The sequence below is a fragment of the Nocardia sp. NPDC058244 genome, from assembly GCF_042882065.1.
Taxonomy (GTDB): domain Bacteria; phylum Actinomycetota; class Actinomycetes; order Mycobacteriales; family Mycobacteriaceae; genus Nocardia.
The window spans coordinates 83596-96343 of record NZ_JBHVWX010000014.1 but is presented as its reverse complement, the minus strand read 5'-3'; the positions used below and the strand labels follow the sequence as shown (position 1 = coordinate 96343).

13 protein-coding genes are annotated in these 12748 nt (G+C 70.4%); 6 read left to right on the top strand and 7 right to left on the bottom strand.

Annotation, left to right across the window (positions count from 1 at the left end; translation table 11 throughout):
- Positions 1-399: 399 nt before the first annotated feature.
- From ACFVW6_RS32870 to mftR, 6 genes are all read right to left on the bottom strand, one after another.
- Positions 400-2730 (bottom strand): SpoIIE family protein phosphatase, encoded by a 2331-nt coding sequence (locus ACFVW6_RS32870; protein WP_378830367.1) that lies wholly within the window; start codon positions 2728-2730, stop codon positions 400-402.
- A 10-nt stretch (positions 2731-2740) separates the two neighbouring features.
- Positions 2741-3364 carry a stage II sporulation protein M gene (locus ACFVW6_RS32865; protein ID WP_378830368.1) on the bottom strand — a complete coding sequence of 208 codons (624 nt, stop codon included), beginning with the start codon at positions 3362-3364 and terminating at the stop codon, positions 2741-2743.
- Complete coding sequence (locus ACFVW6_RS32860) at positions 3357-3770, bottom strand: ATP-binding protein (protein ID WP_355276000.1); 414 nt, start codon at positions 3768-3770, stop codon at positions 3357-3359. The genes ACFVW6_RS32865 and ACFVW6_RS32860 overlap by 8 nt, the downstream gene beginning before the upstream one ends.
- Complete coding sequence (locus tag ACFVW6_RS32855) at positions 3760-4143, bottom strand: STAS domain-containing protein (RefSeq protein ID WP_218719716.1); 384 nt, start codon at positions 4141-4143, stop codon at positions 3760-3762. Before ACFVW6_RS32855 ends, ACFVW6_RS32860 begins: the two co-directional genes overlap by 11 nt.
- A gap of 10 nt (positions 4144-4153) precedes the next feature.
- A complete protein-coding gene (locus ACFVW6_RS32850) occupies positions 4154-5059 on the bottom strand; it encodes an STAS domain-containing protein (RefSeq protein ID WP_218719715.1) in 906 nt (301 codons plus the stop codon).
- A 118-nt stretch (positions 5060-5177) separates the two neighbouring features.
- Positions 5178-5777 carry a mycofactocin system transcriptional regulator gene (gene mftR, locus ACFVW6_RS32845; RefSeq protein ID WP_378830369.1) on the bottom strand — a complete coding sequence of 200 codons (600 nt, stop codon included), beginning with the start codon at positions 5775-5777 and terminating at the stop codon, positions 5178-5180.
- 63 nt (positions 5778-5840) lie between these two features.
- On the opposite strand from mftR, the gene mftE reads away from it, so the two are divergent.
- From mftE to ACFVW6_RS32830, 3 genes are read left to right on the top strand one after another with little or no spacing between them, the layout of a single operon-like run.
- Positions 5841-6545: a mycofactocin biosynthesis peptidyl-dipeptidase MftE gene (mftE, locus tag ACFVW6_RS32840; RefSeq protein WP_378830371.1), complete on the top strand. Its 705-nt coding sequence runs from the start codon at positions 5841-5843 to the stop codon at positions 6543-6545.
- A complete protein-coding gene (gene mftD / locus ACFVW6_RS32835; RefSeq protein ID WP_387793563.1) occupies positions 6542-7720 on the top strand; it encodes a pre-mycofactocin synthase MftD in 1179 nt (392 codons plus the stop codon). The genes mftE and mftD overlap by 4 nt, the downstream gene beginning before the upstream one ends.
- Complete coding sequence (locus ACFVW6_RS32830) at positions 7717-8202, top strand: hypothetical protein (RefSeq protein ID WP_378830374.1); 486 nt, start codon at positions 7717-7719, stop codon at positions 8200-8202. The genes mftD and ACFVW6_RS32830 overlap by 4 nt, the downstream gene beginning before the upstream one ends.
- A 3-nt stretch (positions 8203-8205) precedes the next feature.
- On the opposite strand, the gene ACFVW6_RS32825 is transcribed toward ACFVW6_RS32830, so the two are convergent.
- Entirely contained in the window at positions 8206-8736 is a 531-nt protein-coding gene (locus ACFVW6_RS32825) for a MarR family winged helix-turn-helix transcriptional regulator (protein WP_378830375.1), read from the bottom strand.
- 221 nt (positions 8737-8957) lie between these two features.
- Between ACFVW6_RS32825 and ACFVW6_RS32820 the strand changes: the two genes are divergently transcribed.
- From ACFVW6_RS32820 to ACFVW6_RS32810, 3 genes are all read left to right on the top strand, one after another.
- Positions 8958-10634: a fumarate hydratase gene (locus ACFVW6_RS32820; RefSeq protein WP_378830376.1), complete on the top strand. Its 1677-nt coding sequence runs from the start codon at positions 8958-8960 to the stop codon at positions 10632-10634.
- 101 nt (positions 10635-10735) lie between these two features.
- Positions 10736-12139 (top strand): ABC1 kinase family protein, encoded by a 1404-nt coding sequence (locus ACFVW6_RS32815; protein WP_378830378.1) that lies wholly within the window; start codon positions 10736-10738, stop codon positions 12137-12139.
- Positions 12140-12247: 108 nt separating this feature from the next.
- The gene (locus tag ACFVW6_RS32810; RefSeq protein ID WP_378830379.1) at positions 12248-12652 is read left to right on the top strand and encodes a hypothetical protein; all 405 of its coding nucleotides are present in this window, start codon (positions 12248-12250) and stop codon (positions 12650-12652) included.
- The last annotated feature ends 96 nt before the right edge of the window (positions 12653-12748 follow it).

Sequence of the window (12748 nt, the reverse complement as noted above, 5' to 3'; positions counted from 1 at the left end):
TACGTCGAGGAGGTCACCCAGAAAACCGGAAAACATGAATCTCTCCCTTCAGTCGGATGATCGGCCCGCAGGAGAACCCAAAGCGGCGCAGCGCGCGGCTTCATCGATGTTGTGCAGAATGGGCGGAAGGCCCGTACTCCGGACTGCGGGAAGATCGCTGGAATATCCGGGATCACACCAGGCTCGGTGTGGAAATGCATCCACACCGTAGCAAACCGGGATTTGTGCGGACAAGGATTTGTCGGCGCGCGGAAGAATCGTTATAGGGGTTTCGAACCAGCAGGTCACGGCGGGTATTCGGGTCGATCCGACGGTGTCGGGGGAGGGAATTCGCCCCGCCGTTCTCCGTGGCTGCCCGGGTGACCGCGACGGCGGTCGACACGGCGCGTCCGCGGGCCGTTATCGGAATGTATTGTTGGCCGCCTGCCCCGCAGGCCGGGTCGATCCGCGCAGCGGATTCGCAGTGGGAAAGGTGATCGACGGGAGCGTGACCCACATGCGGACGCGCGTGCCCTTCTCGTCGTGGCCGAATTCCAGGTCCTCGGTGAGCACACGCATCATCTCCACGCCGCGCCCGCGGAAGCCGGGGTCGGTCGGGGTGGGGACCCAGCGGCCCGAATCGGCGACCTCGATGACCACCCGGTCGCCCTCACACGTGGCGGTGAGCGTGACCCGGCCGGGCTCGGCATCGCGGTAGGCGTGCTCGACGCTGTTGCTGCACGCCTCGTTGGCGGCCGCGACGAGGTCGGCGGCCAGATCGTGCGGGACCGCGGCGGTGGCGAACCAGCGGTAGAGGTTGCGCCGCAGCCCGGTCAATTCCGCTGCGGCGGCGGGGATGTCGAGGTGCAGTGGTTCCGGCGGCTGGCGGTAGACGACCATGGCGACGTCGTCGTCGTAGCCGGCGGGCGGACACAGGCGCGACAGCACGGCGTCGGCGACGTCACGGGGCAGCGCGGCACCGGTCTCGCTGAGCACCCCGGCGATCTTGACGAAGCCCTCTTCGATGTCGTACCCGCGCTGTTCGACCAGGCCGTCGGTGAACAGCACCAGCGTCGCGCCCGGCGGCAGTGCCGTGGTGGCCTCGGGCCTGCGCGGGGTGTCGAAGGTGGCCAGCGGCACCGCCCTTCCGCCGTCGAGTACCCGGCCGGTGCCCCCGGGCGGTGCCAGGATGGGCGGCATGTGACCGGCGTTGGAGTAGCGGACCATGCCGCGCTCGGGATCGAGCACCGCCGCGCACACCGTGGTGCACATGGCGCCGGGGATCCGGGCGGCGACGGCGTCGAGCTCGGCCAGCAGCTGCGCCGGACCGGCGCCGCGCAGCAGCAATGCCCGTGCGGCCGTACGCAATTGGCCCATCACGACGGCGGCCGAGAGGCCACGGCCGACACAGTCGCCCACCACGACGCCGATGGTGCCGTCGCGCAGCGGCACCACGTCGTACCAGTCGCCACCGATCTCGAGCGGCGGCAGCGCCGGCTCGTAGTGCACCGAGAACCGCGGCGGCAGCTCGATCGGGCCGAGCATCGCGCGTTGCAGGGTGAGCGAGGTCGCGCGGGCCTGGTCGAAGTTGCGGGCGCGCTGCAGCGCGACGCTGAGATGGCCGACCAGCAGCGAGTACAGCGCCCAGTCCGCGGCGCTGATCGCGCGCGGCGCCCCGAAACGCACCCACAGGGCCGCGTCGCCGGTCTCGCCGAGCGGCGCGACCACGGCGTCGACGCCGCCGTCCTCGCCGGTGATGGCGGACAGGCCACGGGCGGGCTGCCTGCGAGCCCGATCGACCAGGGCGCGGACCTCCTCGTCGAGGACGACCCGGCCGGTCGGTCCCGCGACCGGCGCGGCGACGAACTGCGGTGCGCCCGCGCTGCTTTCCGGTGCGCCGGCGGGCGGTTCGCCACAGGAGTACACGTCCGGCTGCCCGGTCCGGCTCGGCCAGACCGCGACCAGCGCGGTCCGCGCGCCCATCGTCCGGCGCAGCTCGTCGAGCCCGACCTCGAGCACCTCCACCATGCTGGTGGCCGCGCCGACGGCGGTCGCCAGCCGCGAGGCCGCCTGATCGCGGGCCTGCGCGTCGTGTTCGGCGGTCACGTCGCGCACGGTGCCGACGAAGATCTCCTCGTTGTCCTCCTGCTTCACCAGCGAGCTCGCGCTCACCGCCAGCCAGCGTTCCCGACCGTCGCGATGCCGCACCGGCATCACGAAACGGGATGCCTCCGTACCGATCTGGGGGTAGCCCGCCCGATCCGGCAGGGCCCAGGGATGTGGCACCGGGTAGGGGACCGCGTCCGCGCCGTAACCGGTGAGCACGCCGAAGGCGGAGTTCACCTCGACGATGGTGCCGTGGTCGTCGGCGACGAAGAACCCGTCCTGCAGGGACTCGACCAGCGCGGTGCGGAACGCGTCGCGGCCGGCGAGATCCTCGGCGCGCGAACGCTGTTGCTCGTAGCGGCGGGTGCCGTCGAGATAGCCGCGGGTGGCGATGTCGAGCGCGGCCATCGTCTGAAGCAGGAACTCCAGCGCCACCTCGGCGCTGCGCGAATCCGCCGCCTCGTCGGTGTACGCGGCGACCGCGCGGAAATGGTGCTCGGTGAGGTCGAGCAGGCTGATGCCCTCGACGAGGGCACGCCTGCCGAGGTCGTAGCCCTCGGTGAGGCCCGCCTGGCCGGGCGCGGCGACGTGGCGGCCCAGGGCAGCCGAGTAGTCGTCGAGAAATGCGGCCAGGACAGCGCTCATCGGCAACCTCTCATGGACAGGCTCCGCGGAAACGGGCCGCGAGGACCAGGGCGTCGTCGGTGTCCTTGGCATCGCGGGCGAGCAGATCACCGGCGATCTGGGTGGCCGGACGCGCCAGATCGATCGACTCCGGGCCCACCGAGACGATTCCGTCGGTGGCCATCAGCAGCAGGTCACCCGGCCGGATCGGCAGGGTCTGGGGTTGCAGGTGCGAGGGCAGCCGGTAGCCGACGATGCCGCCGGTGAGCAGCATCGTCGCGCGTAGCTCCGGACCGGCCGGGCCGAGCGTCAGCAAGCGCGACTCGACATTGCCGACGCCGAGCCACTGCAGGGTCTCGCCCGGACCCATCAGTGCCAGCGAGACCGCGGCGCCGCGGGTTTCGACCATCGCGCGATGACACAGCACCATCAGCACGTCCAGCGGTTCGCCGCGATTCTCGGACAGGATGACCATCGCGCGATCGGCGGCGTCGGCCGCGGCCGCGCCGTGCCCGAGGCCGTCGAGGACGCCGAACAGCGCACCGCCGTCACCGGTGTCGAGGATGACCGCGCGATCGCCCGAGACGTCCTGCCCGGGCAGTGCCCGACCGGCCGTCGACCATTCCGTGCGGCCGATGATCCCGTCTTCATGCACCGTCGGGTACCCACTTCCACATCTCGATCAACGTCCCGCGGCCGGGGGCGGAATCGATGGTGAGGCCGTCCATCAGCCTGCGCGCGCCGGGCAGGCCCAGCCCGAGTCCGCGGCCGGTGGAATAGCCGTCCTCCAGGGCGCGCGCGATATCGCGGATGCCCGGTCCCTGGTCTTCCGCCTGTACGACGAGGGAACGTCGGCCGTCGCGCAGGTCGACGAGCAACCGGATCTCGCCGCTGCCCGCGTAGCTGGTGATGTTGCGCGCGATCTCCGAGATCGCGGTGGAGATCATGGTCCGGTCGGTGAGGGTGAAACCCAGGGCCGCGGCCAGCTCGTGTCCGGCCTGGCGTGCGGTGACGATGTCTTCGGAGACTTTGACCGCGATGGCCACCTGCTCAGCGGCCACTGTCACGACCGTCTCGTCGCCTGCTCGGCAGACGGTTCAGCCAGGCCAGGCCTTCCTCCAGGTCCAGCGCGGTGTGCATGTCCTCGAAGGTCAGGCCCAGCTGGACCATCGCGAACGCGACTTCGGGCTGGAGCCCGACGATGACGGTTTCGGCTCCGCGCAGCTGGGTCATGTGCGCGATGGTGCGCAGCGAGCGCGCGGCGAAGGAGTCCATCACGTCGATCGCGGTGACATCGACGACGATGCCGGTAGCCCGATAGCGGCTGACCTGCTTCATGAGGTCGTCCTGGAGCCGCTCGGTGTCGCTGTCGGTCAGGGCCGACTGCACCGAAGCGATCAGGAACGTGCCCTGTTTGAGAATGGGTACCGGCATGGTGGCTAGCTCAGCGTCCGTCTCGTTCGCTCAGGCGCTCGGTGACCCGGGAGACCTCGTACCCGAGCAGGCGCTCGGCCTCTTCGATACCGCCCTGCAGGTCGCCGACCGCGTTCATCTTCGACAGGTCGAGGCCGATGGTCACCAGCGTGAGCGCGATCTCCGAGGACAGGCCGGTGATGATGACGTTGGCGCCCATCAGGCCCGAGGCGTCGACGGTCTGCACGAGGTGGTTGGCCACCACGGAGTCGATCGCGGGCACACCGGTGATGTCGATGACGACGACCTTGGCGCGGTTGGCGCGGATGGCGCGCAGCAGCTGCTCGGTGAGCTGGCGGGCGCGCTGGGAGTCGAGCACACCGATGATCGGCAGGATGAGCAGCTGCTCGCGCACCTGGAGCACCGGGGTGGACAGCTCGCGGATGGCTTCCTGCTGCTGGCGGATGACGCGCTCGCGCTCCTGCACGAACGAGATGGCCACGGTGCTGGCGATGCGGTTGGCGGCCGGTTCGTAGGCGTCGAGGACCTGGTTGAGCAGGTCGAAATCGGCCTGGTACTTCTCGAACAGCGAGCGGGCCAGCACGTCGCGCAGCAGCAGCACGATACCGAGGACCTCGTCGGTCTCGACGCCTCGCGGAATGATGCGCTCGGACAGGTCGCGCGCGTAGGCCTGCAGGGCCTCGACGCTACCGGTGACGAGCACCTCGACGTAGTTGTCGTACATCGACGTGGCCTCGGAGAAGATCTCCTCCGGGGTCATGGCCGTCAGCAGCTCGGCCTCGGTGATGCGGCGTGCCCACTCCTCGCGCAGTCCGGTGCGGTTCTGCCGGAGGTGCTCGACCAGTTGCGGCAGCAAGTTGTCTACCGGGCGCGCCGGCAGCGAATCCGCCGAAAGACTCATGGACACCTCGGACATGGAAACTCCTGCCCCTTTCGACGGGCTTTCTCTGGTGCGCACCGCGCGCTTGGCTCGAGCCTACTCATACCCCATCCCGGATGCCGCCCAAACGTGTGGGTTGCTCGGCGGGCGCTGGCTACTCCGGGGCGAACCCTCGTTCCAGCGCCCGCAGCGCGCGGTCCAGGTAGCTCGTCAGATCGGTGTCGCCGCGTTCGAGCCAGGCGTCGAACGCGGCCCGCGCGGCCGCGAGGGTGGTGCGGCCGACGGCCAGCGGGACCAGGTCACCGGCGGTGGTGCCGAGGCGGCGGGCGGCGAACTCGCCGACCGCGCGTTCCCAGGCGTCGTAGTGCGCGCCCGCGCCCGCCGAGAGCGCGGGCACCCCGGAGACCAGGCGCATCCTGGTGCGCAGTTCGGGGATGTCCTCGGCGCGATATCTGTTGGCCGCCACCACGATTCGGCGCACGGCCGCCATCATCGGCTCGTCGTCGGGGACCGCGGCGAACGCGTCGCGCAGGTCGGCGACCTCGTTGTCGAACTGGTGCCAGAGCACCTCGGCCTTGCTGGGGAAGTACCGGAAGAAGGTGCGTTCGCTGACGCCGGCCTCGGCCGCGATGCGCTCGACGGTGATGTCGTCGAAGCCGTGCTCGGCGAACAACTTCATCGCGATGACTTCGAGTTCGCGGCGCGTGGTGCGCGGCGGGCGACCGCGATGAGCGCGCGGAGACGGGGCGGACATGGATACAGAGTAGGGAATCCCGCGCTCTTGATTATGTCAGTGACTGTCGTTAATCTCGGGATCATGTTCGTGGCCCACCTCACATGGCCCGAGGCGGGCACATGTGCCGCCGCGGGAGTGATCCTGGTCATCCCGCTCGGCGCCACCGAGCAACACGGCCCCCACCTGCCCCTGTCCACCGATACCGACATCGCCGCCGCCGTCTGCGCGCGGGTGGCCGCCGCGCGGTCCGACGTGCTGGTCGCCCCGCCGGTGCCCTACGGCGCCAGCGGAGAGCACGCGGGCTTCGCGGGCACCCTGTCGATCGGGCAGGCCGCGCTGGAACTGCTCGTCGTCGAGCTGTGCCGGTCGGCCACCGACACCTTCGACCGGATCGTGCTGGTCAACGGGCACGGCGGCAACGTCGAGGCGCTGCGGCGCGCGGTCACCCTGCTGCGCGCGGAGTCGCGCGACGTGCGCCTGTTCTCGCCCGGGTACGGCGGCGACCCGCACGCGGGCCGCGCCGAGACCTCGATCCAGCTCGCGCTGGCGCCCGACCTGGTGCGCGCCGAGCTGGCCGAACCGGGGGACCGGCGCCCGCTGGCCGAGCTGCTGCCGCTGCTGCGCGCCGGCGGTGTGCGGGCGGTGAGCCCCAACGGAATTCTCGGTGACCCCACCGGGTCGAGCGCAGGCGAAGGCGCCGCGCTGCTGAACGCGGCAACCACCGCACTGCTGACCGACCTGGGCCGCTGGTGGCCCCAGGTTCCTGAGGAAGGATCACGTCGATGAATCCCTGGTTCGAGACCGTCGCCGAGGCGCAGCGCCGCGCCCGCAAGCGCCTGCCGAAATCGGTGTACGGGGCGCTGATCGCGGGCTCCGAACGCGGCCAGACCATCGAGGACAACCAGACCGCGTTCACCGAACTCGGCTTCGCCCCGCACTGCGCCGGCCCGATCGGCGAGCGCGACCAGTCGACCACGGTGCTCGGCCAGCAGGTCTCGATGCCGGTGCTGATCTCGCCCACCGGCGTGCAGGCGGTGCACCCCGACGGTGAGGTCGCCGTGGCCAGGGCGGCGGCCGCGCGCGGCATCGCCATGGGCCTGAGCTCGTTCGCGAGCAAGCCGATCGAAGAGGTCGTCGCGGCCAACCCGTCGACGCTGTTCCAGCTGTACTGGTGTGGCAACAAGGACCAGATCCTGGAGCGGATGGCCAGGGCGAAGGCGGCCGGCGCGGTCGGGCTCATCCTGACCCTGGACTGGTCTTTCTCGCACGGTCGCGACTGGGGCAGCCCGGTGATCCCGGAGTCGCTGAACCTGCGCACGATGATGAAGTTCGCGCCGCAGACCCTGGCGCGCCCGCGCTGGCTCGCCACCTACCTGCGCTCCGGCTCGATTCCCGACCTCACCGCGCCCAACATGGCCGTCGGCGGCGGCGCGGCGCCGGGCTTCTTCGGCGCCTACGGCGAATGGATGCAGACCCCGGCGCCCGACTGGGACGACGTCGCCTGGATCTGCGCGAACTGGGACGGCCCGGTGCTGCTCAAGGGCGTCATGCGGGTCGACGACGCGCTGCGCGCGGTCGACGCGGGCGTGGCCGGCATCTCGGTGTCCAACCACGGCGGCAACAACCTCGACGGCACCCCGGCCGCCATCCGGGCGCTGCCGGTGCTCGCGGACGCGGTCGGCGACCAGATCGAGGTCGTCCTCGACGGTGGCATCCGCCGCGGCAGCGATGTGGTCAAGGCCGTGGCCCTCGGCGCCCGCGCGGTGCTGATCGGCCGCGCCTACCTGTGGGGCCTGGCCGCCAACGGCCAGGCGGGCGTGGAGAACGTGCTCGACATCCTGCGCGGCGGTATCGATTCGGCGCTGCTCGGCCTGCGCAAGACCTCGATCGCCGACCTCGACCGCGGCGACATCATCGTGCCCGCCGGGTTCGAACGGGCCCTCGGCGTGCCCGAATCATGAAGTCGCGCAGCGTGTCCTGCACGCTGCCCGCCGTGGTCGCGATGGCGCTGGTGTCGGCGGGCTGCGGCACCGACGCGTCCGCGCACCGCGCGGCGACCACCTCGGTGAAGCCGCCGGTGACCAGCACGGTCCGGCCGACCACGACCGCGCGGCCGACCACGACGACCTCGGCTCGGCCCACCACCAGTGCCTCCGCGCAGCCGACCGCGGTGGGCATCTGCGTGGACACCACCTCCTCGACCCGGGTGGCCGACGGGCAGTGCGACACCACCGACAGCCGCTACGCCAATTTCTGGTACCAGCACACCGATACGCTGGTCTACCCCGCGATCGGAGCCGCCGTGGCGCTCGCCGCGGGCAGCTTCCTGCGGCCGTCCGGCACGGGCGTCTACGACCGTGGCGTGCCGGAGGCGGGCGGTACGGTCCAGCGCGGCGGGCTGGGCACCAGTCGCCCCGACTCCGGCGGCAGCTCCGGGTCGTAGCGCTCAGGCCGGGTCAGGGGCGGGCTCGGGGGCCCTGGTGGCTGCGCTGCCCCGTCCGGTCGGATCGAATCCGCCTGCCGCGCTGCGATGGTGGTTGATCAGCACGTCGTAGATCTCGGCCAGGGCGGCCAGCTGGCCGCGGTCGAGCACGTCGATCATGTGCCGTCGCACGCTGCGCACGTGCGCCGGCGCGGCCGTGGTGAGCAGTTGCCCACCCGCGGTCGTCAGCCGGGCGACGGTGCGGCGCTGGTCGTGCGGCATCGTCTCCCTGATCACCAGCCCGCGCTTCTGCATGCGGGTGATCTGGTGCGAGAGCCTGCTCTGCGACCATTCCAGCGCGCCCGCCAGATCGGCGAAGGTCAGGCGCTGTCCCGGCGCGTCGGCCAGGTACACGAGCACCGAGTACTCGACCCAGCTGAGGTCGGCCGCCCGGCCCGCGTCACGTCCGATCGCCGCGGCGATCAGGTCGCGGGTCCGCACGTAGCCCAGCCAGGCGCGCATTTCGACATCATCGAGCCACTGTGGATCGGTCACGATCGAGCTCCAGATTCTCCGGTGCAGGCTTCGGATTGGAACGGTGCACGCCCCGCCACCGTTCGGGTGAATGGGTAGCACCGTTTGGGTTGAACGTGCAACCTCGATCTTGGTTCAGGCGTTTGCCTTACGTCACATAGGGTTGCCTAACCAGCAGGTGGGCGCGGGTGGTCGATAGGCTTCCGAGTGCTTTGTGACCAGCCACCCGAGGAGTGCGATTCGTGACCGCGCCGGAGTTCCGCTATTCCGATCTGCTGCCGATCGGCGCCGACGACACGCCGTACCGCTTGCTCACCACCGAGGGGGTCAGCACCGTCGAGCACAACGGGCGCACCTTCCTGCAGGTCGAGCCCGAAGCGCTGCGGCTGCTCACCGAGACGGCGATCCACGACATCAGCCACTACCTGCGCCCCGCGCACCTGCGCCAGCTGCGCAAGATCATCGACGACCCCGAGTCCTCGGGGAACGACCGCTTCGTCGCGCTGGACCTGCTCAAGAACCTCAACATCTCCGCGGGTGGCGTGCTGCCGATGTGTCAGGACACCGGCACCGCGATCGTGATGGGCAAGAAGAGCGAGGGCGTGCTGACCGGCGTCGACGACGCCGAGTGGATCAGCCGCGGCGTGTTCGACGCCTACTCCAGGCTGAACCTGCGCTACTCCCAGCTCGCCCCGATCACCATGTGGGACGAGAAGAACACCGGCTCCAACCTGCCCGCGCAGATCGAGCTGTACTCGACCGAGGGCACCCCCGACAACCCGGTCTACAAGTTCCTGTTCATGGCCAAGGGCGGCGGCTCGGCCAACAAGTCGTTCCTGTACCAGGAGACCAAGGCCGTCCTGAACCCCGAGCGCATGCTCGAGTTCCTCGACGAGAAGATCCGCTCGCTCGGCACCGCGGCCTGCCCGCCCTACCACCTCGCCGTGGTCATCGGCGGCACCAGCGCCGAATTCGCCTTGAAGACAGCGAAGTACGCCTCCGCGCACTACCTGGACAACCTGCCCACCGAGGGCTCGATCACCGGCCACGCGTTCCGTGATCTTGAGCTCGAGGAAGAGGTCTTCCAGCTCACCCGCGAGTTCGGCATCGGCGCGCAGTTCGGCGGCAAGTACTTCTGCCACGACGTGCGCGTGGTGCGCCTGCCCCGGCACGGCGCCTCCTGCCCGGTCGCCATCGCGGTGTCCTGCTCGGCCGACCGCCAGGCGCTGGCCAAGATCACCAAGGACGGCATCTTCCTGGAGCAGCTGGAAACCGAACCGGCCCAGTACCTGCCGGAGCAGACCGAGGACATCCTCGGTGGCGACGTGGTGCAGATCGACCTCAACCGCCCGATGGACGAGATCCGCGCCGAGCTGTCGAAGTACCCGGTGAAGACCCGGCTCTCGCTCACCGGCCCGCTGGTCGTGGCCCGCGACATCGCGCACGCCAAGATCAAGGAGCGCCTCGACGCGGGCGAGCCGATGCCGGAGTACCTGCGCGACATGGCCGTCTACTACGCGGGCCCGGCCAAGACCCCCGAGGGCTACGCCTCCGGTTCCTTCGGCCCCACCACCGCGGGCCGGATGGACTCCTACGTCGACCAGTTCCAGGCCGCGGGCGGCTCCATGGTGATGCTGGCCAAGGGCAACCGCTCGGCCCAGGTGACCAAGGCCTGCAACGAGCACGGCGGCTTCTACCTGGGCTCCATCGGCGGCCCGGCCGCGCGCCTTGCGCTGGACTGCATCAAGAACGTCGAGGTGCTCGAGTACCCCGAGCTCGGCATGGAAGCCGTCTGGAAGATCGACGTCGAGGACTTCCCCGCTTTCATCGTCGTCGACGACAAGGGCAACGACTTCTTCGCCGAAACCTCCAAGCCGATCGCCCTGCGCGTGCGCACCCGCTCCAAGGAACGTGTGTAAGCGGTCGAAGATCCCGAAGACCCCGGCCTCGCCACGGTGCGATCCGGGGTCTTCGTTCGTCCGGCCCTGCGCGGTCGCGGTGCGGTGTAGGGTGACGCGACATGCGCTGGACCGGCTCGACGGGGGTGGATATGGCGACCTCCGGAGTTCCCTCCGGCCGCGTGGCGCGCGGCGGGAAGCTGGGCAGGCTGGCCGCCGAGCAGACCGTGCGCGGGGTCGGGACGCGGCTGTCGATGATCGGGCGCACCGAGGAGGCCAGGCAGGTCCTGGCCGAGCGGTCGGCGATGAAGACCGCGCAGCAGATCGTCGCGGTGCTCGGCAGCATGAAGGGCTCGGCGATGAAGCTCGGGCAGATGCTGTCGGTGCTCGACCTCGACTTCGTCCCCGAATCGCACCGCGCGCAGTTCACCCGCCAGCTCGCGGCGCTGCGTGATCGCGCGCCCGCCGTCGCGTTCCCCACCATGCGCACGGTGATCGAGGAGGACCTCGGCCCGCTGTCGGGGATCTTCGCCGACTTCGACGAGACCGCGATCGCCGCGGCCTCGATCGGCCAGGTGCACCGGGCGACCTTGCACGACGGGCGCGTGGTCGCGGTCAAGGTGAAGTACCCCGGCGTGGAGCGCGCCGTGCACGCCGATATCGGCAACCTCGAATTCCTCAGCAAAATGGCCAGATCCGTGCTGCCGAGCATGGCCGACACCGGGGTGCTGGAGGAGATCGCCGCCAATCTGCGCAGCGAACTGGACTATCTGCGCGAGGCCAGGACCCAGCACCTGGTCGCCCAGCGCTACCGCGGCCATCCCTACATCACCGTGCCCGACGCGATCGAGGAGTACTGCTCGCACAACGTGCTGGTGACCGAATACGTGGCGGGCCACGGGTTCTCGCACCTGCAGACGCTGCCGTCGGCGGAGCGAGACCACTACGGCGAACTGATCTACCGCTTCTACCTCGGCACCCTGTTCGCCGACAACGAGTTCTGCGGCGATCCGCATCCGGGCAATGTGCTGCTCGCCGAGGACGGCAGGCTCGCCTTCGTCGACTTCGGGCTCTACAACCGGATGGATCCCGAGCACGTCGATTTCGAGCGCTCCTGCCTGCGGGCCGCCGCCGAGGACCGGCCCGAGGACCTGTACGCGGCCTGGGTCGGGCGCGGCATCATCGACCCGGACGCCGGCGTCACCGTCGAGGAGTGCCTGGCCTACGTGTGGGCGGCCTGCGGGTGGCACCTGCTCGACGAGGAGGTGACCATCACGCCCGAACTGGCCACCAGCGCCGTCCTGCTCGCCGTCGACCCGCGCTCGGTCGAATTCCAGGGCATGCGCAGGCAACTGCTCCCGCCCGAACACGTCTTCTCCCGCCGCGCCGACCTGTTCACCTTCGCCACCCTCGGCCAGTTGCGGGTGCGCGCCAACTGGCATCGGCTGGCCCGCGAATGGCTCTACGGCGAGCCGCCCGCCACCGAGATCGGCCGCGCGATCGCCCGCTGGCGGGCGGACCGGTAGCCGCCACCGCGACCGAATCGCCTGGCTCCATGGCGCTGACCTGTGTCTACGCAATGACGTAGTAGCTTGGTCGGCGGAGGTCACCGGCGACGAGCGGAAGGAGGCGCGGTGGGTCATCCGACGGACCGTCGCTCGCCGCGCCGGGCGGGGGCGCTGTGCGCGTTCGTCATGATCGTGGCCGCCGTGTGCGCGCTCGTGATCGACTGCACCACGGTGCATCACGACGACCATCACCGGGTGGACGCGCCGCTCGACGTGGTCGCCGCCGCGTTCGTCGACGGGGCGGGGCTCGCCGTTCCCGATCATCCGCTGCCCGACCACTGCCTGGTCGGCACCGCGGCGCCCGACACCGGCCTCGTGCTCCCGCTGCTCGGTCTGTTCGGCGCGCTGGTCGTCGTTCTCTTCGCGAGCCTCGGTCATCCGGCCGCGGCCCCGCGCGCCCCGCCGCGCGCGCAACTGCGGTACCGCCAGGGCCGCGACATCCTCACCCAGTTCTGCATCTGTCGACGCTGATCGGTCAGCGCCAGGCCCGCCACACCCGTGGCAGGGCCGGTGTTCGCGTGCCCGTTCTCGTCCGCGCCGTCGTCCCCGGCGGCCGACACAGGAAGC